Origin of the sequence: uncultured Methanobrevibacter sp. (assembly GCF_902764455.1) — an archaeon.
Taxonomy (GTDB): Archaea; Methanobacteriota; Methanobacteria; order Methanobacteriales; family Methanobacteriaceae; genus Methanocatella.
This window is the reverse complement of the sequence record NZ_CACWVY010000022.1, coordinates 1-26362: the sequence shown is the minus strand read 5'-3', so window position 1 is coordinate 26362 and position 26362 is coordinate 1. Positions and strand designations below refer to the sequence as shown.

At 36.0% G+C, this 26362-nt stretch carries 33 protein-coding genes; 9 read left to right on the top strand and 24 right to left on the bottom strand.

Features of this window, described 5'->3' with window-relative positions:
* Positions 1 to 4 precede the first annotated feature (4 nt).
* Genes QZU75_RS08205 through QZU75_RS08105 form a run of 21 tightly spaced genes read right to left on the bottom strand, consistent with a single transcriptional unit; the run spans position 5 to position 13481 of the window.
* Positions 5 to 826 carry a 4Fe-4S binding protein gene (locus tag QZU75_RS08205; protein WP_296882925.1) on the bottom strand — a complete coding sequence of 274 codons (822 nt, stop codon included), beginning with the start codon at positions 824 to 826 and terminating at the stop codon, positions 5 to 7.
* Between the two features lie 46 nt (positions 827 to 872).
* Positions 873 to 1805, bottom strand: coding sequence for a carbohydrate kinase family protein (locus QZU75_RS08200; protein WP_296882923.1), 933 nt, complete (start codon positions 1803 to 1805; stop codon positions 873 to 875).
* A gap of 9 nt (positions 1806 to 1814) precedes the next feature.
* Positions 1815 to 2705, bottom strand: coding sequence for a formylmethanofuran--tetrahydromethanopterin N-formyltransferase (locus QZU75_RS08195; protein WP_296882922.1), 891 nt, complete (start codon positions 2703 to 2705; stop codon positions 1815 to 1817).
* A gap of 19 nt (positions 2706 to 2724) precedes the next feature.
* Positions 2725 to 3771, bottom strand: coding sequence for a hypothetical protein (locus QZU75_RS08190; protein WP_296882920.1), 1047 nt, complete (start codon positions 3769 to 3771; stop codon positions 2725 to 2727).
* Between the two features lie 3 nt (positions 3772 to 3774).
* Positions 3775 to 5142 carry a 4Fe-4S binding protein gene (locus QZU75_RS08185; protein ID WP_363139644.1) on the bottom strand — a complete coding sequence of 456 codons (1368 nt, stop codon included), beginning with the start codon at positions 5140 to 5142 and terminating at the stop codon, positions 3775 to 3777.
* Positions 5139 to 6167 (bottom strand): 4Fe-4S binding protein, encoded by a 1029-nt coding sequence (locus QZU75_RS08180; RefSeq protein ID WP_296882917.1) that lies wholly within the window; start codon positions 6165 to 6167, stop codon positions 5139 to 5141. The genes QZU75_RS08185 and QZU75_RS08180 overlap by 4 nt, the downstream gene beginning before the upstream one ends.
* Position 6168: 1 nt before the next feature.
* Positions 6169 to 7293, bottom strand: a complete 1125-nt coding sequence (locus tag QZU75_RS08175; RefSeq protein ID WP_296882916.1) for a nickel-dependent hydrogenase large subunit — start codon at positions 7291 to 7293, stop codon at positions 6169 to 6171.
* The gene (locus QZU75_RS08170; protein WP_296882915.1) at positions 7290 to 7739 is read right to left on the bottom strand and encodes an NADH-quinone oxidoreductase subunit B family protein; all 450 of its coding nucleotides are present in this window, start codon (positions 7737 to 7739) and stop codon (positions 7290 to 7292) included. Before QZU75_RS08170 ends, QZU75_RS08175 begins: the two co-directional genes overlap by 4 nt.
* 40 nt (positions 7740 to 7779) lie before the next feature.
* Positions 7780 to 8172 (bottom strand): DUF1959 family protein, encoded by a 393-nt coding sequence (locus QZU75_RS08165; protein WP_296882913.1) that lies wholly within the window; start codon positions 8170 to 8172, stop codon positions 7780 to 7782.
* Positions 8173 to 8177: 5 nt separating this feature from the next.
* Positions 8178 to 8486 (bottom strand): energy-converting hydrogenase subunit EhaL family protein, encoded by a 309-nt coding sequence (locus QZU75_RS08160; protein WP_296882911.1) that lies wholly within the window; start codon positions 8484 to 8486, stop codon positions 8178 to 8180.
* 8 nt (positions 8487 to 8494) lie between these two features.
* Entirely contained in the window at positions 8495 to 8749 is a 255-nt protein-coding gene (locus QZU75_RS08155; protein ID WP_296882910.1) for a hypothetical protein, read from the bottom strand.
* On the bottom strand, positions 8746 to 9618 hold the full coding sequence (locus tag QZU75_RS08150) for a respiratory chain complex I subunit 1 family protein (RefSeq protein WP_296882909.1): 873 nt from the start codon (positions 9616 to 9618) through the stop codon (positions 8746 to 8748). Before QZU75_RS08150 ends, QZU75_RS08155 begins: the two co-directional genes overlap by 4 nt.
* Positions 9619 to 9627: 9 nt before the next feature.
* Positions 9628 to 9843 (bottom strand): DUF788 domain-containing protein, encoded by a 216-nt coding sequence (locus tag QZU75_RS08145; RefSeq protein WP_296882907.1) that lies wholly within the window; start codon positions 9841 to 9843, stop codon positions 9628 to 9630.
* An 8-nt stretch (positions 9844 to 9851) separates the two neighbouring features.
* Positions 9852 to 10523 (bottom strand): hypothetical protein, encoded by a 672-nt coding sequence (locus QZU75_RS08140; protein WP_296882905.1) that lies wholly within the window; start codon positions 10521 to 10523, stop codon positions 9852 to 9854.
* Positions 10524 to 10530: 7 nt separating this feature from the next.
* Positions 10531 to 11226, bottom strand: coding sequence for an EhaG family protein (locus QZU75_RS08135; protein ID WP_296882904.1), 696 nt, complete (start codon positions 11224 to 11226; stop codon positions 10531 to 10533).
* Positions 11226 to 11819 carry an EhaF family protein gene (locus QZU75_RS08130; protein ID WP_296882902.1) on the bottom strand — a complete coding sequence of 198 codons (594 nt, stop codon included), beginning with the start codon at positions 11817 to 11819 and terminating at the stop codon, positions 11226 to 11228. The genes QZU75_RS08135 and QZU75_RS08130 overlap by 1 nt, the downstream gene beginning before the upstream one ends.
* Positions 11816 to 12076: a DUF2107 family protein gene (locus QZU75_RS08125; protein ID WP_296882901.1), complete on the bottom strand. Its 261-nt coding sequence runs from the start codon at positions 12074 to 12076 to the stop codon at positions 11816 to 11818. Before QZU75_RS08125 ends, QZU75_RS08130 begins: the two co-directional genes overlap by 4 nt.
* On the bottom strand, positions 12069 to 12338 hold the full coding sequence (locus tag QZU75_RS08120) for an EhaD family protein (RefSeq protein WP_296882899.1): 270 nt from the start codon (positions 12336 to 12338) through the stop codon (positions 12069 to 12071). The genes QZU75_RS08125 and QZU75_RS08120 overlap by 8 nt, the downstream gene beginning before the upstream one ends.
* Positions 12339 to 12344: 6 nt before the next feature.
* Complete coding sequence (locus QZU75_RS08115) at positions 12345 to 12593, bottom strand: DUF2109 domain-containing protein (RefSeq protein ID WP_295609489.1); 249 nt, start codon at positions 12591 to 12593, stop codon at positions 12345 to 12347.
* A 13-nt stretch (positions 12594 to 12606) separates the two neighbouring features.
* A complete protein-coding gene (locus QZU75_RS08110; RefSeq protein WP_296882897.1) occupies positions 12607 to 13098 on the bottom strand; it encodes a hypothetical protein in 492 nt (163 codons plus the stop codon).
* Entirely contained in the window at positions 13098 to 13481 is a 384-nt protein-coding gene (locus QZU75_RS08105; RefSeq protein ID WP_296882896.1) for an energy-converting hydrogenase A subunit A EhaA, read from the bottom strand. The genes QZU75_RS08110 and QZU75_RS08105 overlap by 1 nt, the downstream gene beginning before the upstream one ends.
* Before the next feature lie 114 nt (positions 13482 to 13595).
* On the opposite strand from QZU75_RS08105, the gene QZU75_RS08100 reads away from it, so the two are divergent.
* Positions 13596 to 14528, top strand: coding sequence for an NAD-dependent epimerase/dehydratase family protein (locus QZU75_RS08100; RefSeq protein WP_296882895.1), 933 nt, complete (start codon positions 13596 to 13598; stop codon positions 14526 to 14528).
* 11 nt (positions 14529 to 14539) lie between these two features.
* The gene (locus QZU75_RS08095; protein WP_296882894.1) at positions 14540 to 15349 is read left to right on the top strand and encodes a CPBP family intramembrane glutamic endopeptidase; all 810 of its coding nucleotides are present in this window, start codon (positions 14540 to 14542) and stop codon (positions 15347 to 15349) included.
* A gap of 15 nt (positions 15350 to 15364) precedes the next feature.
* Here QZU75_RS08095 and QZU75_RS08090 read toward each other — a convergent pair whose 3' ends face one another.
* Positions 15365 to 15736, bottom strand: a complete 372-nt coding sequence (locus tag QZU75_RS08090; RefSeq protein ID WP_296882893.1) for a hypothetical protein — start codon at positions 15734 to 15736, stop codon at positions 15365 to 15367.
* Positions 15737 to 15963: 227 nt separating this feature from the next.
* On the opposite strand from QZU75_RS08090, the gene QZU75_RS08085 reads away from it, so the two are divergent.
* The 7 genes from QZU75_RS08085 to gatE are packed head-to-tail and all read left to right on the top strand — an operon-like array spanning position 15964 to position 24266.
* Entirely contained in the window at positions 15964 to 16515 is a 552-nt protein-coding gene (locus QZU75_RS08085; protein WP_296882892.1) for a helix-turn-helix domain-containing protein, read from the top strand.
* A gap of 20 nt (positions 16516 to 16535) precedes the next feature.
* The gene (locus QZU75_RS08080) at positions 16536 to 18203 is read left to right on the top strand and encodes an AMP-binding protein (protein ID WP_296882890.1); all 1668 of its coding nucleotides are present in this window, start codon (positions 16536 to 16538) and stop codon (positions 18201 to 18203) included.
* Between the two features lie 13 nt (positions 18204 to 18216).
* Positions 18217 to 18501, top strand: a complete 285-nt coding sequence (locus QZU75_RS08075; RefSeq protein ID WP_296882888.1) for a 4Fe-4S dicluster domain-containing protein — start codon at positions 18217 to 18219, stop codon at positions 18499 to 18501.
* Positions 18502 to 19617, top strand: coding sequence for a 3-methyl-2-oxobutanoate dehydrogenase subunit VorB (locus QZU75_RS08070; protein ID WP_296882886.1), 1116 nt, complete (start codon positions 18502 to 18504; stop codon positions 19615 to 19617).
* 14 nt (positions 19618 to 19631) lie between these two features.
* On the top strand, positions 19632 to 21071 hold the full coding sequence (locus QZU75_RS08065; RefSeq protein ID WP_296882884.1) for a 2-oxoacid:acceptor oxidoreductase family protein: 1440 nt from the start codon (positions 19632 to 19634) through the stop codon (positions 21069 to 21071).
* A gap of 9 nt (positions 21072 to 21080) precedes the next feature.
* Positions 21081 to 22391 carry a Glu-tRNA(Gln) amidotransferase subunit GatD gene (gene gatD, locus QZU75_RS08060; protein ID WP_296882883.1) on the top strand — a complete coding sequence of 437 codons (1311 nt, stop codon included), beginning with the start codon at positions 21081 to 21083 and terminating at the stop codon, positions 22389 to 22391.
* 9 nt (positions 22392 to 22400) lie between these two features.
* Positions 22401 to 24266, top strand: a complete 1866-nt coding sequence (gene gatE / locus QZU75_RS08055; RefSeq protein ID WP_296882881.1) for a Glu-tRNA(Gln) amidotransferase subunit GatE — start codon at positions 22401 to 22403, stop codon at positions 24264 to 24266.
* Between the two features lie 34 nt (positions 24267 to 24300).
* Here gatE and QZU75_RS08050 read toward each other — a convergent pair whose 3' ends face one another.
* A complete protein-coding gene (locus tag QZU75_RS08050; RefSeq protein ID WP_296882880.1) occupies positions 24301 to 24945 on the bottom strand; it encodes a queuosine precursor transporter in 645 nt (214 codons plus the stop codon).
* A 434-nt stretch (positions 24946 to 25379) separates the two neighbouring features.
* Positions 25380 to 25997, bottom strand: coding sequence for a hypothetical protein (locus QZU75_RS08045; RefSeq protein WP_296882879.1), 618 nt, complete (start codon positions 25995 to 25997; stop codon positions 25380 to 25382).
* Between the last annotated feature and the right edge of the window lie 365 nt (positions 25998 to 26362).

The window sequence follows — 26362 nt, the reverse complement described above, 5'->3', positions numbered from 1 at the left end:
CATTTTATTCAATATTGACTCTTTTAAGTGCTCCTACAGGACAATGATTTGTACATTCTACACATCTTATACATTTATCATCATCAAGAACCACTTCACCATCCAATAACTCTATTGCCATAGTTGGACAATTTTCTTCACACAGATAACAATTTACGCATAACTCATGATTGACATCAAGATTTCTGCTGTGAATAATCGGTCCAAGATACCTATCCAATTCAATTGCTTCATCATTTTGTGAAATTTCAACACATGCTCCGCATCCGATACACATTTTTTCATTTACATGGGGATATAATGTATCTTCCGCCAAATCAATACCCTCATCAATGCCCAAATCATCAAAAAACTCCTTGAATTCAAGAGTAAATGCATTTGTCGGACACAGGTTTGCACAATCGTCCCAGTTATTTTCAACCGAATAATTAACAGAAATATCATTCATTCTGACGACTCTATGAGAACAGCTAACATTAGACAGATTATACTCGATAAAGTCATTTTCATCATCATAAACTACTGCATTATCAATTAACTTGATTGCAGCAACAGGACAAGTCTGAACACATATTTCGCATTTTACGCATTTATCAGTTATTTTAGCTATTCTGAATATATTAGCTGGTTCGATTGCATTAACTGGACATTCACTAACGCAGGTGTTGCATCTTACACATCTAGGTGCAATAGCTATAATTTCCTCATCTGCTTTGAAATCATTCAATTCAAATTGGAAATCATCACCGTCATCATCTAAATCAACAGATTTCAATAAAACTTCACGTTCTAAATTTTTCATCTGTTTTTGAAACGTAACCTTCATATTATTACCAACTAACTCTTTTTATTAAATTAATAAACATGATTTCTTAAAAGAAATCCTCCAATTCTTTTAAAGATGGGAATTTTTCCATTCCATAACCTTCAACGGCTTTGCTGGCCACCCAATTTGCAATTTGACAGGATTTTTCAAGGTTATATCCTTTTAAGTGAGAATATAAAAATCCGCTGTTGAAGCTGTCTCCTGCACCTGTTGTATCAATTACATCACATTCATATGCCTCAACTTCGCATTCTTCAGTTGCATTAATCGCATAAACTCCTTTTGAACCCTGTTTTACAACAACTGTTTCAATTCCCAAATCCAGGAAATAAACGGCCAGATCTTTGATTGGGGATTCTTCGTTATTACATAATAATCGCAATTCTGATTCATTTATCAGTAAAATATTGGTTCTATCCAATATCGGTCTTAATGCGTCAAATCCTTTTTGAACATAAAGCATTCCAGGATCAAAGCTTAAAAGTGTGTCTTCACTGAGCTTTTCCAAAAGTTCAATCTGGGTGTTGAATGTATCTCCGACAAATGATGTGTAATGCATTATCTTACATCTCATAATGTTTAAAAGGTTAATTTCACCCAGCTTTATTTCATCATTTACCCCCGGGTCAATGTAGAGGCATCTTTCACCATCACCGTCAACAAAACCCAGACATTTTCCTGTGGCGCCAGTATCGGAGTATATCAAATTGTTTGTGTATACGCCGTTGATTGCCAGATTGTATTCAATCAAATCGCCATCTTCATCTTCGGCAATCTTTCCGATTATTGAAGTGTCACAGCCCAGACGAGCCAGACCTATGATTGTATTTGCTGCTGAGCCTCCGGGAGTGTCAATTTCACTTTTTATAAAGCTTTCCTCATCTGCTCCAACAATATTTTCTACAGAGTATAGTTTATCGACGTTAAGTGCTCCGAATCCTATAACTTCTGCATTTAAATCATTGTCAAATATTTCCATGCTAAAACCCTACTTCAAAATATCCAATAGATTAATATTTTTATCTCCGAGTTTACCTTCAAAGTTACCTGCAGAGATTTTAATTACTCCTTCAAATTCCAAAGCAGCATCAATACCTGCTTTAATAGCTTCATTCATTGATTTTTCATCAATTGCATTAACAACAATTTCAGGAATATAGTTAACGCCTTCAGGAACCTTGGATTCATCACCTAAAGATTCCTTCAAAGAAGGACAGTAAACGTGATTTGTGGTTGGTCCGATTTCAGGGAAGTTGGTTTCAGGTTTTGAAGCGGCAGAACATACATCAAATGGAGCGGTTGCACCTTCAATGCCCATTATTGCATCGATTATTGCTTCACCTGCATTCAGTACTGCATCCGGGGTTTCACACAGATACCAGAAGTTTCCTCCCATAATTCCATCGTTAATCTTAAATTTCTCTTCAATCTGGAAATCTGGAACTGCAATCGGAACATTTATCATTTTTCTGCCGTATTCTTCGACTATCCATTCATATCCGTCACCGCAGTGGCCTACAATATCCATCATTTCAATATATTCTTCGCTGTCACTGTCGGAATAGTCAAATATGCGTGTAAAAGGTTTTACCAGAACATCCTGACGAAGTCTGTATGACAATTCAAAAGCAAATTTATCAATATCATCACTTCCCAACCAGTATTGTACAACAGCACCGAATCTGCCGTCAGGAGTTTGTGATTCATCTAAAAATCCTTCAACACCTCCTTCAACTCTTCCGATTACTGCACTTGGAGTTGAAGTTGAATCATATGCTGCCCTTTCAACAATCTTTTTGGTGGGTCCTGTGATTAAAGCTCTTACGTATTTACCTTCAAAAGCTTCAAAAAATGTATCATCTACTTTTTCATAACTCATTTTATTACCTCGTATAAATTTAACCTAATCCTCCAATATCCTGTCCTCTGATGTTATTTCTCATGTATTTGCTGGATTTTAGGATATCATCAAAATTATTTTCATTCACTATTTGAATTATCGGATATTTTTCATCTTCGAAAACTTCAAAGAATCTTTCTTTAATTTTCAAATCAACATCATATTGATTGAATAAATCTTCATAATCTTTTAAATTATTATAATCTTCAATGAATTTTAAAACTTTATCCTTGTCATATTTTGCATAAATATTGGCAACTACAGCAGTTGTGACTGCACTTGGAGATACAATTGCTATTTCGGCAACTTTTAGAGGATATTCATTTCCATTAAATGATATGGTCACACCGCCATTCTTTCTAGCAAACTCCAACGGTTCAACGTCAGTGATGCTGTCGCCTATGTATAATATATTGTTAATGTCAATGCTGTCCCTTTCAATTATCTTGTCGATAGCCAATTTTTTGCCTTGTCCCCCAACGACTTCGATATCTCTGATTTTTTCATATATTCCCATCTTTGCAATTTGAGAAAAGAAAATATCATCAAACATTTCATAGTCATCAGGATTTTCAAGTATCATATCCTTGAATTCACTGACTTTTTTAATTTCTTCGTCATTTAAACTTAAGCTATCTACATCAACTTCTGTGTAAAATGTATTTTCAAATGGAACTTCCATATAATCAGAAACAGCTTCAATATATTGACCATAACTGGTGCTGACTATATAAGTATTCATAGCATTCTTCAAGTAAATCAATAGGAATTTTGAGTCCTCAACTGAATAAATATTGTCCCTTGAATAATCAACCAAATCCCTGTTTTTAAGATTTTCAACTACAAAGAAAGGTAAAATCAACTTTAAAGTGTTTCCGGCCTTATAGTCCTCTTTTCTGACTACATCAACCAAGTAATCATCATATAAACTAAGGACTTTGAATAATTCAGCTCCGTTTTCTATGAATTTTGCTGTAAACTCAAAAGCATTATCGTTTAAAGTCAGAGGCCCTTCACAATCCGTAATAAATGATTTTTCAAACATGATTCACCTGAAGTTAACAATTCTGATTGCATCAAGAGGACATATTGCCTCACACTGTCTGCAATAAATACATTTTTCACTGTCAAAGTCTATCTTATCATCTGCAAGAGTCAGTGCATCAGTCGGACAATTCTTTACACATATTGCACAGGCCTGACATTTTTCATCTGAAAGTGAAAAATCGCCAAGTCTCTGATAGTGCAGATAAGACCTTGCATAATACAAATCAGTATCTTTACTATAGAAATAATCATCATATGCGCCGATTGCATCGAACTGACATTTTTCCACACATTTTCCGCAATAGATACAGTTATCATTAATTTTAATTGGATTTGGACCGTCAAGCTCTATTGCCTGAACCGGACAAACGTTGAAACATTCACCGCATGCAACACACTTGTTTTCATAAACTTCAATATTTCTATCCATCAGATAAGAACCGAAAAGCTTTGTGAATTTGGATATTTCAATGTGGGAATCCAGACTGATTTTCAATTCCCTTTCCATCATGTCATTTACCTTGCATTCAATGAAGTTTTCAAAGTTCTGGTCATTGAATTCCAGGGCAATGGATTTACCTACCTTTTCCAAAACCTTATTTAAACTGATAAGATTAATAGACAGCCTTTTCATGTCATGGCCTGCAATTTCAGAGACTATATCAAATGACTTGATTTCACTGTACATTTTGTAAGCCTTTTTACGTGAAGAATATTTGATTGCTGAAGACGGACATGAATGCATACATTCCTCACATCTTGCACAGTAACCGGGATTAATATAAGGAAGCTTGTTTGTTCTTGCAACATTAATTGCACCCATTGACGGACAAACTCTTGTACATGTCATACATCCGATACATTTATCCTGATTAACGACAATGGCCTTACCTCCCTTGACTGTTTTAGGAAGCAGCTGTCCGTATTTGATTGCATCTGTCGGACAAACCCTGAAACAATATCCGCATCTGACACATGAATCCTTGTCGATTTCACTGTGAGGTTCGCTTTTTCCGTCAGCTACAATATGTATGGAACCGTTTTTACATGCCTGAACACATGCACCGCATGCTTTGCACAGCTTAGTGTTAATGTTTGGAACATTTTCCTTTCTAGGAGGATCCATATGGACATCCAATGATAATGCATCATATGGACAGGCGTTACGGCACAGTACACAGCCAAAGCATGTATTTTTTAATCTGACAAGATTTTCATCTTCATCAAAGTAAATCGCATCAATTGGACATGACTGAAGACATGGTTTTTCACTGCATTTTGCACATTTGGTCTGATCTACAAAATAATCGACATCAACATGCCTTAATGGTCTTGGTGTTTTAGTATAACTGTCAATCATAACACTCACTCCATGAATAAATCCTCATTTAAATTTGATGCTTTTACTGTAGCATGAATAATTTCGTCATCTTCCATTGAAAATTTGGCAATGAAATACTTGATTACTGAAAATGGACAGGTCTGATAACAAATGCTGCAGCGCAGACATCTATCCTTATCTCTTACGATTGTATCATTGACTTCATCAAAGGAAATACATCCTGTAGGACAATCCGGAATACATAACTGACATTTTTCACAGTTGGATTTGTCCCAATCAATTATTCTGATTTTTAGCCTGTTGACTGCATTGGTCATAATTTCAAGAGCAATTTCGTTATCCGGAATGATTTTTAAGGCATCGTCCCAAATTTCAGAAATAGGAACGTCATATTGGAGGAGTCCATCAACATCCAAAGCCCTTAAATCCTCTTCCTTATTGTTAATGTAGTCTTCAAGGTAATTTACGCATAAAAGTATTAAATCCTTTTGGTCCTGGAGATTTTCAACAAATACCCCTTTCATTGCTCCATTTACAGGACAAACGTCAACACATTCACCACAGGATATACAATTTAGCTGGTCGACTACAAGTTTACCGTCCACCAGACTGATTGCCTCGACAGGACACTGTTTCATACATTTTTTACATTTGATGCACAGATAGTCATCAACAATGTACTGTCTTTTTGATGGAATAATATTGAATTCAGGTAATATTAAGTGATTTTGACCGCATTCCAATGTTTTAGGGTCAGTCGGACAAACTTCTGCACAGAATCCGCAGCGAATACATGCACCCGGTTTAATTACGGGATAGGTCATACCTTCCCCTTCTTCTGAATCCTCATCACGCACCAGCTTTATAGCATTTGGAGAAGGACATGAAACTGTACATGCTCCGCATCCTATACAGTATTCCTTGTTTACCTTAGGAAAATCCCTGAAACGTTCAGGCTTTTCAGATATGTCAGGCAGCGAATGTGCGTTTGTAAAGGCATCCGCCCATGCTTTTCTTGCAAACTCATAAACATACCACATCAGAGATGACATTTTATTTCACCTCGTAAAAGTCTTTTACAGATGTTTTTCCGGCTTCATTTGTAATAGCTACCCTTTCAGCACATGCAACACACGGGTCACATGATGCATAAGTGGATACGGCATCTGCAACGGTTGGAACATCACGAATCATATATTTTGCACAAGAATCCATATTTGCAATACTTGGAGTCCTGATTGAAATGTTCTTGATTAGGTTACCGTTGGTTTCAATCATGTATGTAACTTCACCACGAGGAGCCTCATTTCTTCGAACAGCATAACCGGATTTTAGATTTGCAGGAGTACGGACTTCACCTTTAGGTATATTTTCAATAGCTTGTCTTAGAATACTGATACATTCAGGTATTTCATCAAATCTAGTCATGGTTCTTGCGTAGTTATCTCCTTCAGTTCGTCTTATTACCTTAAAGTCAAAATGGTCATCATAAGTGTAGTGGCCTATACGATAGTCTTCTTTAACACCGGAAGCTCTTCCGATAGGACCTACAGCCCTTCCTTTAATTGCCTCTTTTTTGGACATGTATCCTATTCCCTTACATCTTAAAGCCAATGCAGGACCTTCAGCAAAGAGGTTACGTGTTATCTCAAAGCCTTCCTCAATTTTTTCAAGGTTTTTGAGAATTGGTTCAAAATGGCGCTCATCTGCATCCATTCTAACACCTCCAACAACGTTCCAGCCCATATTAACCCTATTTCCAGTTAACAGTTCAATTGAATCCATTGCATATTCCCTTAACTCCAGAACATGCATGAACAATGTTTCATGATCCATTGATTTGAAAAATGTTGAGTTTGCAAGGAAATGACTTTGAATTCTGTCCAGCTCATTTGCAATGACTCTTAAAAATTGGGCTCTTAAAGGCACATCGACATCGGAAATCTTTTCAATTGTTTCTGCAAAAGTCTGGGTGTGTTCATATGAACAGATTCCACATACCCTTTCTGAAAGATAGATTCCTTTCTGCCAGGTTTGTCCTTCGATTATCTTTTCGATTCCCCTGTGAACATATCCATATTCAATTTCTGCTTTAACAACCTTTTCACCTTCAGTTTGAAGTTTCAATCTGATAGGCTCTTTTAAAGCAGGGTGAATCGGACCTATAGGCACTATCATTGTTGCTCCCTCCCACGATCGGCAATAGCTTGTGGTCCAACAGCCAAAATAGCTTCCAGTATTTCATTAGGCCTTGGTGGACAGCCAGGAATTTCTGCAGCAACCGGAATGAAATTAGATGCAGGCGCATTTACATGGCCTCCCTCTTGGTTAAATACATCTCCGGATACAGGACAGTTTCCTACCGCTACTGCTATTTTTGGTTCAGGAGCCTTATCATATATTCTTTTTAAGTTATCTTTCCATTGTTCGGTAACAGCACCAGTCAACAACAGAACATCAGCTTCACGAGGATTATTGTGAACATAAATACCATACTGCTCAAGGTCATATCTAGGAGACAACAGTGCGACACATTCAACGTCACATCCATTACATCCTCCACAATTTACGATACAGACATGTATTGAGCTTTTTCTCACAACATCCCTTATAGCATCTAACATTGTACTCCCTCTTTTATTTTGTAATTAATAATAAACATGATTAATAAATCGCTTCTTTTTTCAATAGTTCGAATAATTCCAAATGACCTTCCTTCAGGGCATCTTCATAAGATTTTCCGTTTTTAACTTCATTGACTAACTTCATTTTTAAATTTTTTGCATCTTCAGGAGAAATGACCTCTAAAGTACCGCTAAACCAGCATAATCTTAAATCAGCATTAAACTTCTGATATAAACAGATATCGGTTGCGGATTCATAGGTTCCGTGCATTGCTTCAAGAGTGTCCATATCAAACAGATTAAAAAACACTTCTTCAAGCTCTTCAACAGTACAATCGAAATCTTTGGAAAGCGGAACTATAACGTCTCTCTGCCAAGCATAACTTTTTATGATTCTTGTCTGCATCAATCTTAATTTTTCATTATCATCCATTCCAATCACATCATACAATTGAATTTTAACACTACATATACAATTATTCCTACAATTAAACCGATAGCAGATTCTTTTCTACCGTATCCCGGTCTTTCTCCCATTACAAATCCTGCCAAAAGAAAACCAACAGCTGATAAAATAATGTTGCCGGAACAGAAACCTAAAACCCATCCCACAATTGAAACTATAGTAAATGGAATGTTTAAGTCAGTTACTGCAACAAATGGTTCCCCATGCTGTTTGTAGCTGTAGAGCAAACCAAGAATTGATCCGACTGCAAATGTAAGTATATAAATCATATAATCTAACATAATATCTCCTACATCGGTTTATAAAGTAATATGAATGAGCAAAGTATTGCTATAAAAGTTATAATAAAACATAATTTCTCTATACTTTCTATCTTATGTGCAAAATTGCCTCTGGACATCAGCGCGAATATTGTTGCAATCAGCCCTATGACAATAATCGGAGCTAGGAGAGTTGAATGCAATCCTGTTGCTAAGCATCCGACAATTACAACACCTACAGCAACTAAGGCAGTGAAATAAACTATTACATCTTCACTATTCATGCTACCACTCCGCTAAATATCATCAATACAGTTCCAAAGAAGCATATTGCACCTATAGTAATTTGAGTCATGACTGAATGGTTTGGACTGAATATCGGGGTTGTCGCATTGATAAAACCTGTTATAAATGTGATTACAATCATTCCAATGAGATATCCGACAGCATTCAACGGACCGAAGAATATTGTTAAAAATACCCAAAGCATCACATACCATGCGATTGACTCTGAAAAGTGCATGAATCCCCTTAAAAGCCCGAAATGTTCAGTTTCAAATCCTGAAATCAATACTTTATCCTTTGTTATTGCAAATGGAGAGTATGGGGATTTGGTAATTATGAGCATGAAAAACATCAGTGCCGCAAGAGGAATTGTAAATACCAGAGGTCCGTGTACTGACTGATAGGCAATTATTTCTCCAATATTCATTGTGCCAGTTACCATATAGACAAATACGATAGCTGCAAACAATGGAAGTTCTGTTGCCGCTGAAAGAACAGCCCTTACACAGCTTAATTTACCATACGGAGAACCCGAACTTGATCCTGAGTTGTGCTCAACAATTTTGTAAACTGCATAAACACCAAAGAGTATTAATAATGAATCATGAGCTACAGGACCTGCGATAACACCAACAATCCATATTAAACATAATATAAATACAATACCGATATAAAATACTTTTGAAACTGTTTTTGGAATTGCGGTTTCCTTAAAGAAAAATTTCAAAGAGTGTATCAGATGCTGGACAATAGGCGGTCCCGGACGTTTCTGAACACGGGCCATAACTTTTCTGTGCAGACCTAGAAGAAGGCTTCCCGCCAGGAATGCAATAACAACTTGAATTAATATTTCTGCCATTAAATTCATAATACCACTCTAATACCCAGTAAATGGCTCTTTCACCCTTTCTTCCGCATCTTCAGGTTTTGGTTTAGCCATTGTCAATAAACCTAAAGATAATATCCATAATGGAATACCAAATATAGCTACCGCATAAACAATCCATGCCTCGAAGTTTATTACAAGACATGCGAGAATAGCTATTGTTGATAATGCCAGTAATATACCACATGTAATTTTTTGACTAACCATACTACCATCTACCACAATACCATTAACAAAATTTCAACAGCTCTTACAATAATAAACAATGAACTTAAGTGAATAATTACAATATATGGAGATCCCGCAGTTCTGAACATCTCTGCTTTACTTGCAAAGAAAGGTGCGACTCCACTTTCACCCAAGATACCAATCAACATCAGTACTGCACCAAATACAACCATCGGACTGGCAGGCATTTGGGATAAAACTGCCAGTGACAATGTTCCGGTTGCTGCAAGAATTATTGCAGCTCCACCAAATAAAGGCAGACTGCACATCATGGCAATCAAACCGTAATTGAATGCAGAGTTCAATACAGTAGTCTGTTTAACAGCAGATACAATACCAATGTTTAAAATACCAACCAATGCCATGAACAGAGTAAAATTGAATAAATCTCCAGTAATCATGGCTCCAGCTGATGCAAGACCACAAATTATAGATAAAAATCTTCTTTGCTTGAATTCCTTTGGACCGACTTTAACTTCAGTATTATTCAAATAATGCATTGTAGCCTCTATTTGAGTTTCAGGCTTACTCAATGCAATTAAAATAGTAAAACCAATTAAAACTGCAAACAGGAATAGGTTAAACGGAGTAAGGTATAATACGATATCTCCAAGCGGAATTATTCCAAGTAAATTTCCCCCAGGTGTAACAAAATCCATTCTATCACTACTCCCTATCAATATCCTCTCTCATAAGCAGTCCAATTAAACCAACTTTTGAAGCTACTTTTAATAATAATCCACATGCTGCCAGGAATAAACTTAATAACCAGTATTGAGGTGCTACAAAGAACAGAAGGAAACCTAAAATCCATAAACACCAGGTTATTCCGGAAACTCCTGCAAGACCATCCAGTACCAATACAGGAAGGCCTCTTGCTTTTTTGGACAATGCATACAATACTATTCCTCCGCCTGCTACTGCCCCTCCTGTAAATCCGGTAAGGAAAATACCGTATCCTATTAAAACTAACGCAATAAAGTTAGGAGCAGTATTCATTATTTCCATATTCAATGTGAAAGGCTGAGGGAACAATGAAGAGGATTTGGTTAAGTTTCTTCTTGGATCCTGTTCGATTATACGCATTTCTCTTGTAATCAGTATTTCAGAAATTGCCAATGTTTCAGCAAGCTCTACAACCAGACCAGGTAAAATCAATGCTTCTGCAAGGTCAGTTCCAACTGCAGAGACAACAAATATCATTGCAAGGCCAACCAAATCAGTCAGGATAAGTATGTGAATCTCTTCCCTTTTCAATGCAATTGCCATTGTTCCTATAAATCCAACGATAAGACCCGCATAGATTGCCGGCAGGTACATTGATAGGAATGCATCAGGAACATATGGAGGTATGAATACCATCAGTTATCCCTCCTTAACTGTTTAGCCCTTGCCTTTTCATCACTGGCTTTAATTTCATTAGCTACTTTTGCTGAATCGGAAATGGCTTTTTTGACGTCTTGTCTTATCTCATTTTCATCATTTTTACGGTTCATGGTGTAATTGATTGACAGCCATGAAGCTATGATGAATGACATCATCAGTATGCTTGACTCAAGAATTGTATCGAAACCTCTTGTATAGTATAATATTTCATCTATGAGTCCTCCAGGAGATGAATAGATTGAGGTTCCAAAGTAAGGGGAAATCGCAGATATCCACTCAGCAATCGGTGACATATATCCTGTAATCATTCCCAGACTTGCCGCATTATCAGGATACTGAGGATTGATAATTCCAGGCTGAGTTAAGACTTCACCACCCCTGTCATAAGGGGCAATGGCCAATCCTTCATCTACTTGCTCTTGGGGAGCGGGTCTAACATATAATTGATCTGGATTTAATGCCATAGGTACAATCAGACCTATGATTAAAATTACTCCCAAACTAAAAGCAAATAAACGTGGAACGTTTTTAGGGTCAGCAAGCTTATTCCATAAAACTCCTAGTCTCATACGTCTGCCCCCATTTCTTCTAAACGAATAATAGCTCTAAATAAAATTAATGTAATGACAACAGTAGTTGCAAGCAATGTCAGTAATGCCAAAACATGATTATAGCACAGCAATACCAGACAGACACCTATTGATGCAACTTCAGTGTTGAATGTCCTTACTATAGGGTCGTTTACTCCAGGACCCCATGCAGTGGCAATACTTCCTACAATAGCCAGAAATATTCCAAAGTAAAAGAATAATGGAACGCTAATCATTCAAATCACCACTTTCCAGCTTTTTCTTTCTAATCTCATTAATTTTCACAATTGCTAAAATGAATACTAAAGTTGATAACGGATCAACCAATGCCGCAAACATTGCCACATCCAGGTATTTAAACAAGACAACGACCAGAATGAATCCTGCATCAAGTATTGTAAACATTATGACCTTATCTAAAGGTTTTTTAAGAAATATAATACCAAATGCACCGATTACCATCAAAGCAATTGCAATTATTGATACGAAAAACTCCATTCTGCATCACTCCAACAGTATCTCGTCATCAAGTCTTTTCAATGTATATGCAATTGCATTCGCACTGATTGTAGAACAAATAAAGAATGCAGCTGCAACAACAAGAGCAAATGGAGTATTAATAACTAAAGCAATAATGGCTGAAACTCCAAAACCGATAACATTCAAATACAATAACCTTTCAGCCCTGTTTCGAGTTATTAAAGCTCTTAATGCTACAAAAATGACTATAACTCCAATAATTTCAACGTACATATTTTTACCCCTCTCAAGCATGCCTATTGAATTTTTCAGCTATTTTACCCAAAAGGATAGAAGCTCTTTTGTGATCAATACCCTGAACAGTCAATATTGCAATAACCATACCTACAATAAACATTTCCGGAGTAAAACCGACAAATGAACAGATAAAAATTATAACAGTGGCTGTTAGGCTTCCTACAGTTCCTGCATAACCCGGATCAGCGCATAATCTATTTCCAATAAATACTAAAAATGCCGCTATGATTCCGCCAGGAATTCCTAAAAGCAAATATCCAATAGAAGCTATTAATGTACCGGCAGAAGCATCCGGGGAACAAACGATGTTTCCTTGGAAGAAACCGCCAGCAATATCTCCTCCTCTTTTTTCAACATTTTCACCAATAATCCTAGCACCTTTAACACCAGGCTGCTCAGGAAGTCCGAAATATGTATCAACAATAACAAAATTCAACCAACAGAGAATTGCAGCAATTATAATTCCAATTACTTCATTCATCACATATCCTCCCCCTCATCAGCGTCTAAAGGCTTTGGAAATACAAAATCAAATAAATATTTCACAAATAATGCAGATAAAATACCAATGACAACAGCTAAAACTATTCCGTTATACATGAAAGTATAATTTAAAACTAAAAAAATAGAAAGTATACCTATAGCTATTATGGGAGTTGGATATATTGCACTAACATCAAAAGAATACCTATATGGTTTGCTTGGCAATAATGGGACTTTCAAAACTAATGCAACTAGAATAGAAACAATAATAGTCACAATATAAGCTAATATAACATCAAATAAACCGAGTGTTATATTACCGAGCCCATAAAAATTGCTGTATGAAGCAAAAAATATGGTATTGTAAACCAAATCAAACATATTATTAGACTCCTCTTAAATAATAATTATATTATATAAAAATATATAAATGTTGTTACTTAAAAATTAATAATAATAGCTTAAACATTATGAAAGTTATAAAATGGTGGCTTAATGAGGAATAAAAATATTTTAATAACTGGTGGCCTTGGATTTATAGGTTCACATATTGCAAATGAATTATTAAAAGAAAACCAAGTCGTTATTCTTGATAATATGTCCACAGGCAATATAAATAACCTAAAAGATGCCCATAATGAAAATTTAAAAATCATCAAAGAAGACATTCGTAATACCGATCTTGATGAATTGACCTCAGGAATTGATTATATTTTCCATCTTGCTGCAATGGCAAGCGTTCCTCTAAGTATAGACCATCCAGTTGAATGCAATGACATAAACCTTAATGCCACTATAAAACTTCTGAAATCTGCCGTTGACAATGACATAGAAAAAATCGTCTTTTCATCTTCATCAGCCGTCTACGGGCAAAACAGAAACATGCCTTTAAAGGAAAGCGAACCTCTGATGCCGATGTCACCATATGCTGCATCCAAGGCAAGCTGTGAGCTGTATCTGCAAACTTTTTATGAAAGTTACGGCCTGAATTACACTGCACTGAGATATTTTAATGTCTTTGGACCTAACCAGGACAAGAATTCACAGTATGCTGCAGTGATTCCGAATTTTATAAGTGCAATTCTTGAAGGAAATCCTGTGGAAATTTATGGAGATGGTGAACAGACCAGAGACTTCATTTATGTAAATGATGTTGTTAAAGCCAACATTAACGCCGCCAAATCAGATTACAATGGAGTGCTGAACGTTGCATCAGGTGAAAAGTTAAGCATCAATCAGCTATTTGAAATCGTCAAAAAAACACTCAAAAGCGATGTTGAGCCAAATTATTTGCCTGAAAGACAGGGAGATATTAAACATTCCCTGGCAGATACTACAAAAATGAGTGAAATCAATTTCAATGTTGACTCCAACGAATTTGAAAGTCAGCTTGAAGAAACCATCAACTGGTTTAAAACCATATTATAGGAACTGAAAATATGGATAAAAGCGTAAGCGATTTTAATATTCGTTTAAGAACAATAAGACTTAGAGAATTATTTGTCGCAATAATAATCTGTATAATACTTATGGTAGTATTGACCGCTATTTTCCCGGAGGTTCTTGATAACGAAGATCTGTTTTTCATCACATTATTAACAATGATACTGATTTTCTTTGCATGGTGTTTAAAAGGCACTTCAGGATTATCACAAAACTTCAAGCAGATACTGGAAGTTAAAACAAGAAATGAAATTTTATATGTCTTTGCAATAAATCTGCTTTTTGCATTCCTTTTTACATGCATAGTTTCAGGAATAGACCTGCTTATCGGATTTTACAATCCGAGCTGGGTGACAGGCTTTGACATTGACAATGTCGACATTGCCGGAGGAGTCCTGTTTCTGGACATAATAGCTTCAGTAATATTTGCCCCTGTTCTGGAGGAGCTGGTATTTAGAGGAGTGCTTTTCAACAGACTGAAAATAAGAATAGGAATTATTCCTGCAATGTTACTCTCTTCATTTTTATTCGCAATAGGGCATAATTTCGGAGGAATAACAAGTGCATTTCTGTTTGGAATCTGCATGTGCATCATATACATGAAAACAGACAATATACTTGTTCCGATGAGCGTTCATTTCCTAAACAACGTAGTGGCGACATTGCTTGAATTTACCCAAATTGATTATATAATTGGGCAAATGCCATGGTTAATCCCTGCAACAATAATAACATTAATAGCAACAGTTCTGTTAATTAAATATATAATACAGGAAACAATCCTGCTGAAAAATAGATATAGTTAAAAAAAAATAAAAAAGTTAGTGGAATCCGCATCCGCTGCAGGTTTCACATTTTTCTTCTTCTAAAGGATCATACTGTTTATCTTCCTGCAGAGTAGCTGAGATAAAGTACTGGTTAGAATCCTTCTTATTTTTCAATACCGGAGATACTCCCTTAAAGTCACATTTGATATCTCCTGTTCCACCAATATCGACCATTATTGGCTCTCCTAATTTAAATCTTTTGAAATATGCTTCAATTTCACCTATTAATTCTTGAGGCACTCTGAAATTAAAAGACAACACATTATTTTCTTTCATTTTTAAACCAACATATTTCTGGTCGATTTCATAGTTCAGTCCTAACTGTTTTTTGAAAATAACATTAGTACCTATTTCACTGGATGACATTTTATTTCCCCCTCATTCAATTATTTTTACAATTATATATTTGAAGTATTTAAAATTTTCCCAAATTTCATTCAAAAAATCAATAATAAAATTTTAAAAAACATCAATTTATAATGAATTATCACGATTTTTAATAAGGTTTATATAACTTCAAATTCAAAAATTAGAATATGTTATAATATTATATATTATAATTATAATGAATGAAAAAATTAAGGTGTTTATTAATGAATGAATACAACAAAGATATTGGAAAGAGAATTAGAGAATTGCGAGAACTATCAGACATTACAATTAAAGAAATTGCAGAAAAATTGAATATTAGCGAAGAAACTTACATCCAATATGAAAACGCCGAAATAGACATTCCAGCAAGTTTTTTATACGAACTTGCACATATTTTTAAAGTTGATTTAGGATTATTATTGACTGGTGAAGAAAGCAGAATGAACATATTCGACCTTACACGTGCAAACAAAGGAATATCAATCGACAGAAGCAAGGAATACACTCATGAAAACTTATGTTCCAAATTCATTCACAAAAAAGCTGAAACATTCCTTGTTACAGTAGACCCTAAAAAGAATCCGGTTCCTTCACTTAATTCACACCCCGGTCAGGAATTCAATTATGTTCTGGAAGGTTCCTTAAAAATTTATATACACAACAACGAAATCGTGTTAAACGAAGGAGATTCTATATTCTTCGATTCAACACACCGCCATGCAATGGTAGCACTTAACGGTAAACCGGCTAAATTTTTAGCAGTAATCATATAATATTTACAGGAGATTATCAAATGACATCAGTTATACAGGATTTTGTAGAAAGAGTGGATTATGACTCTTATGAAGATTTTCATGAAAATTTCAAATTAAAATACAATGAGGATTATAATTTTGGATTTGATGTAGTGGACAAATATGCAGAAATAGATCCGGATAAAATAGCATTAATCTGGACAAATGACAATGATGAAAACCACACATTCACTTTCAAAGAAATGAAAGAATATTCAAACAGAACAGCAAACCTATTTAAAAGATTAGGTATTAAAAAAGGCGACAGTGTAATACTGACCTTAAAAAACAGATATGAATTCTGGTTCTGTATGGTAGCACTTCATAAAATAGGTGCAATAGCAATTCCCGGAACCCATATGTTGAAACTCCATGATATTGACTTCAGAATACAGCAGTCAAATGCCAAAATGGTCGTTTCAGTCGAAGAGGATTCACTTTTACCTGATTATGAGGAAGCTGAAAAATCACTGGGAATTGAATTGAAAAAGCTTGTTATCGAAACTGATAGGGACGGCTGGATTAACTTCAATGAAGCTATTGAAAAGGAAAGTGCAGTATTTGAAAGACCAACCGGTGATGATAAGACTTATGCAGAAGAAATATTCCTTATTTATTTCACATCAGGAACCAGCGGACTTCCGAAAATGGTTTCACACAAGCATACCTACTCACTAGGACATATTCCTACAGCCAAATACTGGCATAATGTTGTAGAAGACGGAATCCACCACACAGCAGCAGATACCGGATGGGGAAAAGCAGTATGGGGAAACCTTTACGGCCAGTGGATTGCGGGAACAAGTATATTCATTTACGATTACGACAGATTCAACGGATTGAAACTCCTTGACAAAATCATTGAAAATAAGGTGGACACATTCTGTGCTCCTCCAACAATTTACAGATTCATCATCAAAGAAAATATTGAAGGATATGACCTTTCAAATCTGAAATACGTTACAACCGCAGGAGAACCTTTGCCTCCCGAAGTATCCGAAAGATTCTATGACCTTTCAGGCTTAAGAATCAAAGAAGGATTCGGACAGACCGAAACCACATTATCAATCGGAACATTCATATGGCTTGATGCAAAGGTAGGATCCATCGGAAAACCTTCTCCTCTCTTTGATTTACATCTTCTTGATGAAGACCACAATGAAGTTGAAATCGGTGAGGAAGGAGAACTCTGTTTTAAGATGGGAGACAAACCTATTCCTGGATTATTTAAAGACTATGTAAATGATGATGAGAAATACAGACAGCAAATCCACGACGGATATTACCACTGCGGAGATACCGCATGGGTAGATGAAGAAGGATATGTTCACTTTGTTGGAAGAAATGACGACATAATCAAATCTTCAGGTTACCGTATCGGACCTTACGAAGTGGAAAGTGCAGTTTTATCCCATGAAGCAGTGGCACACTGTGCAATTACCGCTTATCCTGATGAAGTCAGAGGTCAAATCGTAAAGGCAAGTATTGTACTGCAGCCTGGCTTCGAAGCATCAGATTCATTAACTAAAGACATACAAAATCATGTTAAAAGAGTTACAGCTCCTTATAAATACCCAAGGATGGTTGAATATGTTGATGAACTTCCTGAAACCATCAGCGGTAAAATAAGAAGAGTTGAAATAAGAGAAAATGATAATAAAAATTAATCAGATGATATAAATGACAGAAGAGATATCTTATCCCGTTATTAATAAAGAATTATGCAAAGGATGTAAAAGATGCATAACAGGATGTCCTCAAAATGCCATCATACTCAGTGATGACATGAACGATGCAGGATATCAGTTTGCATATTACAGCGGAAATGGATGTACAGGATGTAAAGACTGTTACTTTACATGTCCTGAACCATTGGCGCTGGAAGTACATCAGTATAAAAAGATTGTAAACGATTCAGTTGCAAGAATGATTAAAGCAAAGGCAACTAATCAAGGGGGAAACTAAATGAGTAATCAAATGGTAAAAGGAAATACTGCAGTTGTCATTGGTGCAATGTATGCCGGGTGTGACTGTTTTTTTGGATACCCTATTACTCCTGCAAGTGAAATCTTACACGAAGCATCAAAATACTTCCCGATGGTTGGAAGAAACTTTGTACAGGCCGAAAGTGAAGAGGCGTCCATCAATATGGTTTACGGTGCATCAGGAACCGGACACAGAGTCATGACCTCATCATCAGGACCAGGTATCAGTTTAATGCAGGAAGGATTTACATTCCTTGCAGGTGCAGAGCTTCCTGCAGTTATTGTAGACATCATGAGAGCAGGACCTGGACTGGGTAATATTGGACCTGAACAGGGAGACTACAATCAGGTCGTTAAAGGCGGAGGTCACGGTAACTATAAAAATATCGTTCTTGCACCGAACAGCGTTCAGGAAATGTGTGACTTGACAATGAAAGCATTTGAACTTGCAGACAAATGGAGAAACCCGGTAGTGGTTTTAGCTGACGGTACCCTCGGCCAGATGGCAGAACCGTTGGTATTTCCTGAAAAGGCAATTGAACCTAAAAATGATAAGCCATGGGCAGTAAAAGGAAATAAAGAAAGCATGGACAATCTTATCACTTCAATTTACAATGACTTTAATGAACTGGAAGACTTCAACTACAAGCTTCAGGAAAAATATGCAAAAATCGAAGCTGAAGAAGTAATATACGAAGAATATCAAGTTGAAGATGCAGATATCGTTCTTGTGTCATTCGGTATCAGTTCAAGAATCGCAAGATCAGCAGTTGACAAAAGCCGTGCAAAAGGAATAAAAGTAGGACTTTTAAGACCAATTACATTATCACCTTTCCCTGTTGATAAAGTTAAAGAACTCGCAGACAAAGGAGTTAGCTTTATTTCAGTTGAAATGAGCAACGGTCAGCTATTGGCTGATGTGCAGTTTGCTGCTTTAAGAAAAGAGGACACCCATCTTGTAAACAGAATGGGAGGAAACCTTATTGAACTAAAACAGATTCTTGCTAAAATTTATGAAATAGCCGGCATTGAAGATGAGGACATTGACCTATCCGAAAGAAGCGATGAAAAGGCAAGTCCAAATATAATTGATTAAGAGGATGTGGAAAAATGAGTGAAAAAGAAAATAAAGATTATGAAGTGCAAATACGTAGAAATCCACAATCCCTTCTAGAAGAGTATCCGAGAAAAGGAACAAATATTCAGTCAACTCACTACTGTGCAGGATGTGGACACGGAATTTTACATAAATTAATTGCTGAATGTATGGACGAGCTTGGAATCCAGGAAAGATGTGTCATGATTTCACCTGTCGGATGTTCAGTATATGCATATTTCTACTTTAACTGTGGAAACTTCCAGACTGCTCACGGAAGAGCACCTGCAGTAGCTACAGGTATTTCAAGAGCAGAAGACAATGCAATTGTTATGAGCTATCAGGGAGATGGGGATTTGGCATCCATCGGATTGAATGAAACCCTTCAGGCTGCAAACCGTGGTGAAAAAATTGCAGTATTTTTCGTGAACAATACTGTTTACGGAATGACCGGAGGACAGATGGCACCAACAACCCTTATTGGTGAAAAAACAGTAACATGTCAAACCGGAAGAGACCCTGACTATGCAGGACATCCTACCCATATGTGTGAACTGATAAACACATTAAAGGCACCTGTATTTATTGAAAGAGTATCCCTTGCAAATCCTTTAAAAATCAGACTTGCAAAATTCGCCATAAAACAGGCACTGACCGTTCAGAAAGAAGGAAAAGGATATTCATTTGTTGAAGTTCTCTCACCTTGTCCTACCAATTTAAAACAGGATGTTGTAAGTGCTCAAAAATTCATTGAAGAACAGATGGAAAAAGAATTCCCTGTCAAAAACTTCAGAAACAATATGTACACAAAAGAGCCTGTAAAAAGACCTGCAAGTGACTTTTCAACAGAATCATTAGATAAAATATTCAATGTTACAAGAGGCGAAGGTTCAGGTTATATCGATGATGAAATCGAACCGGTAAGCATTAAAGTGTCCGGATTCGGAGGTCAGGGAGTTTTAAGTGCAGGACTTACAATAGCTCAGGCCGCATGTGCTGAAGGAAAACATGTTTCATGGTATCCTAGTTACGGACCAGAACAGAGAGGCGGAAAATCAAACTGTTCAGTTGTAATATCCAATGAAACCATAGGAACTCCTGTCGTTGATGACATTGACATTCTTATTGCTTTAAACAAACCTTCCCTTGAACAGTTCTCACAGGATGTTAAAGAGGGAGGAGTTATACTTTACGATTCAAAAATCGGTGAATTTAAAACAGACCGTGACGTTAAAGTCATTGCAATGCCATGTGTGGATATTGCAGAAGAGCATGGAAATGCAAGAACTGCAAACACTGCACTTTTAGGTGCTTTAACAGAACTTGGTGATGTTTTAAAACGCGAATCTTATGAAAATGCAATCCGTGAAATGTTTGCATCAAAACCTAAAGTCATTGATGTGAACATTGAAGTTTTAAAAGCAGGAGCTGAATGGATTAAAAACAATTCATAGTGTGATTTGATGAGTTACAAAGAAAATACAAAAAATTATATAGAAAAGTATGGTCTGGGCATAGGAGATAAAATCAAAGTCAACAAGGAAGATATCTCCTATACAGGTATCCTTCTTGACAGGCCTGAAGATGCTGATGACGGCTATCTTGTTATTAAATTATCAAGCGGATATAACATTGGCGTAGCTATTGATAATACTACCGCAGAACTTGTTGAAAAAGGTGAAAAGCCAAAAATCGGATTTGGAGAAACTGAAATTCCCCATGACGATTCCAAACAGAACATTTCAATTGTCTCAACCGGAGGTACAGTATCATCTGTTATTGATTACAGAACAGGAGCAGTTCACCCTGCATTTACCGCATCAGATCTTGTAAAAGCAAATCCTGAACTTTTGGACTATGCAAACTACAACGTTAAGGCTTTATATAATATATTAAGTGAAGACATGAAGCCTGAATACTGGGCAAAGGCAGCAGAAGAAATTGCCAATGACATTTCAGAAGGTGCTGATGGAGTTGTAATAGCTCACGGTACCGATACAATGCACTACACTTCAGCTGCATTGAGTTTTATGCTTAAAACACCGGTTCCTATAATTATTACAGGCGCACAGAGAAGTTCAGACAGACCTTCAAGTGATGCAAACATCAACCTGATTGATTCAGTGGTTGCTGCGAAATCAGACATTGCAGAAGTTTGTGTGTGTATGCACGGAAGCCTGAATGATGAATACACATACCTTCACAAAGGAACAAAGGTTAGAAAAATGCACACTTCAAGAAGAGACACATTCAGAAGCATCAACGCTCAGCCTATAGCTAAAATCCAAAACAGAAAAGTTACAGTTAATCCAGACTACGCATACACAAAACGTGGTGAAAACGAACTGGAATTGAATACATCCATTGAGGAAAAAGTCGGATTTATCAAAAGTTTTCCAGGAATATCTGCTGACTTCATCGAATATCACATTGACAAAGGATATAAAGGCCTTGTAATTGAAGGAACAGGACTTGGACATGTTCCAAATGACATTATCGACTCATTTAAAAGAGCAGAAGATGAAAAGATACCAGTAATCATGACCTCACAGTGCCTTTACGGAAGAGTCAACATGAACGTTTACTCCACAGGACGTAACATCATTGATGCAGGAGTAATTTCAGGAATTGACATGACCCCTGAAACAACATATGTCAAGTTATGCTGGGCTTTAGGTCAAAGTGACGATTATGCAAAAGTAAAAGAGATTATGCAAACAAACGTTGCAGGTGAATTTGGAGAAAAATCCACAATTGAGGACTTCTTGAATTAAGGTGATAGCATGGATTATGAAAAATTAGGATTAATGATGGGACTTGAAATTCACCAGCAGTTAAACAGTAAGCATAAGCTATTCTGTCCATGTAAAACAGAGCTTGTTGATGATGATTTTGATGAACTGGTTCAAAGAAAACTAAGGCCGACACAGTCCGAACTTGGTGAGATTGACCGTGCGGCACTGCAGGAATCCTTAAGGGGTCTGAATTTCAAATATGAAAACTTTGCAAAACATACATGTTTGGTTGAAAACGATGATGAACCTCCTCACAGCCTGAATGAAGAAGCATTGGATATTTGTATTACAATCGCATGTTTAATGAATATGCACATTGTTGATGAATTCCATACAATGAGAAAACAGGTAATCGACGGAAGTAATACAGGAGGATTCCAGAGAACAGGTATGGTTGCAACCGACGGATATCTTGACACTCCATACGGAAGAGTTGTTATTGAAAGTTTAGGTCTTGAAGAGGATGCTGCAAGAAGAGTTGAAACCAAAGACGGATTCACAGAATTCAGACTGGACCGTTTGGGAATACCTCTTGCTGAAATTACAACTGACCCTTCAATGCATCATCCGGACCAGGTTCGTGAAGTTGCATATATGCTCGGTCAGATTCTAAGAAGTACCAACGTTAAAAGAGGTCTCGGTACAATCAGACAGGATTTGAACATTTCCATAGCAGAAGGTGCACGTGTAGAAATCAAAGGTGTTCAGGATCTTGATTTGATGGCTGAAATTGTAAACCGTGAAGTTCAAAGACAATTAGCTTTAATTGAAATTAAAAAAGAACTTAATGCAAGAAATGCTGAAGTTTTAGAAGAGATTCATGATTTGGATGAACTTCTCGAAGATACAGAATCAAAAATATTGAAATCTGCTCAAACAATTAAAGCGGTTGTTTTGAAAGGTTATGACAGTTTGATTGGTCGTGAAGTACAACCTGGAAGAAGATTCGGTACTGAAATTGCAAGCTATGCTAAAAAACGTGGCGTTGCAGGAATATTCCATTCAGATGAATTGCCTGCTTACGGAATTACTCAAGATGAAGTTGATAAAGTCACTGAATTTTTAAATGTTGGTGATGAGGACGCATTTATCATTGTAGCTCACGATGAAGACATTGCAGTATCCGCTTTGGAAGAAGTTAAAAGAAGAGCACAATTAGGTCTTGAAGGTGTTGTTGAAGAAACCCGTAAAGCCCTTGATGACGGTAACACAGAATACATGAGACCTCTTCCAACCGCAAACAGGATGTATCTTGAAACAGATATTCCCTTATTCAAGATTACCAATGACAGAATTGAACCTATTGCAAATAATCTGCCGGAACTTCCTGATGTCAAACAGGCCAGAATCATTGAAGAGTACAATTTAAGTGAAGACCTGGCAACACAGCTTGTCAAAAGGCAGGAAGCTGACATGTTTGAAGCAATTTTAGCTGAGGTTGATGTTGATGCAACACCGGTCGCTTCACTTCTTGCATATGATTTAAGAGAAATCAAAAGGGAAGGATTTGATGTTGATGTACTGACCCTTGATCACTACAAAGCAATATTTTCTCTTTTGGCAGAGGGTAAAATTGCTAAAGACAGTGTAAGAAAACTTGCGGTTGAAACAATCAAAACTCCTGACGTTGAAATAGCTGAAATTGCAGAGAAAAACAATTTAACCATGCTCAGTGAAGATGACGTGGCAAAAATCATTGCTGAAATTGTAGCAAACAATGAATCAATGGTTAAAGAACGTCAAATGGGTGCAATGGGTCCTTTAATGGGAATGTGTATGAAACAACTTAAAGGAAAAGCCGACGGTGGTATGGTTAACAAGATTGTTCGTGAAGAAATTCAAAAATTAATTTAGGGAAACTCAAATGAGTTTCCAATATACTCTTTTTTTAAATTTGACCTTTCAATTCTCCATCATCCAAAGTTCTCAGACGAAAAATTACTTTTCTGGTTACCGGATAAGCCAATATTTCATATAAAGATTTAAATACAATTTGACAGCAAATCATGGTCAATACCACATCACTCGGCAAAACACCGATGAATGAAATTGAAATGAAAATAATAGAATCAACAGTCTCACCGATTACAGTACTGAGTATGCAACGTACAAATAACCCATCACTGTATTTTTCTTTCAGCACAACCAGAACTTTTGAATTCAATAGATTACCAAGCATATATGAGATAAGTCCTGCAACAAACAGTCTGGGAGTAGTTGACAGAAGCATTGCAAATGCATCTGCATTAGGACTGTTTGAAGGGAAAAGCATTGCAATATGATAGAGAACAATTGCGAAAGTGTTGATTATGAAACCCAAATAAATAATATCTTTTGTCATATTATAACCGTATATCTCCGACAAAATATCATTTACAATGAACAGTACCGGAAATGTGAGTATTGAACACGGCAACACTATAAATTCTATTTCCAATGTTCTGGTGGCCAGTATATTAGATATGATCATGAATGCCCAAAATACTCCCGCCAAATATGCATATGCCCTAGCTTTTGTCACATTTTCAAACATTAAATCACCAAAAACCTAAAGTCCTGGATATACTATGTTGGTTGCATTACTTTATTTTTTCGGAGATATTTTTAGGCATACCTAAAAAATAGTAACATTTATATACTAGTTACAACAACAGTATAATTGGTGATGAAATTTAGGTATACCTAAATATTCAATATCACGTCCAAAATAAATACAAAAACTCTCCAAAATTAGAATCGTCTTAAATTATATTTTTGACAATTTTCCCTAATTTGAAACAAGTCGTTGGAAAATTAAAAATCTGCCAAACACTAATTTTCCTCAAAAAAACACTGGTGTTTAATTTAGTCGGTTAAACACCATTTATCTCTCTTTTTAATAATACTTCACAAAAATATTATCAATTTAATCATACACCCTTATGTAACTTGATTAGACAGCATTATTTTGTTTTTATGTACTCATTATTACTTGTAAAATCCTCCGCTTCTTCTTTCCCCAGTTCTTAAATCAACATAACTAATATAACCGTCTTCATATTTCTGCATTACATAATTTTCATCAATTTGCTCTCTGCTGGTTTCCCGATAAGGATCATTGCTTGGAGGAAGATTATTGACATCATACGGATTGCCTGATGAAGATTGAGATTCAGATTGAGATTGAGAACTGTAATCATTTTGGGCTTCTATAACTTCTTCTTTAATAGTCAATTTCTGTGTTGTGTTGTTTCCCGTATAATTCTCATTTCCACCGTAGCTAACCGTTACATTATACTTGCCTTTCTTTAAATCAAAATCCAATTTAGCTTTTCCTTTGGAATCGGTTTTAATAATCTCATCAGTAATCACTTTGCCTTTGCTGTTGGTAATTGTAACATTAATTGCCTGTTTTGATATTGGAGTATTGTTTAAATCAGTTAATTTAACAGATAGATTTCCACCTTCATTTTGCTCATTATCACTTGTAATTTTAATTTTTGTTGGTTCTTTAGCATGCATTGGATTTAAAAACATTACTCCTATTGCAGATGCAAGAACAACAATTATTGCAAGTAATATTATGATTATATTTTTGTTTTCCATTACCAGTTCCTCCAAATAAACATACTAGTTAATACTATTTATTACACAAATTAAATAATAACACTTTCGACCATCAAAACAAACTCCACAATAATAAAAAGAACTCATAAATATTTTGATAGTTGCTTCCAAAAACAGTTGAATAAACAGCCCCTTATGAAAGTAAACGAATGCAGAAATAAAAAATAGTACAATCCAGTAAGCTATGTATATATGAAAAAATAAACCTTGTAGAAACCATGTCAAAATTTAAGTGAATATCGATGTTTTGCTTGTTTTTGTTAAATAAGTGATATTTTCTCTTTGTTTTTGATTTTGACATGTTATTGTTCTTTTTATTTTACATTTGAATTTGTTCTTTGCAA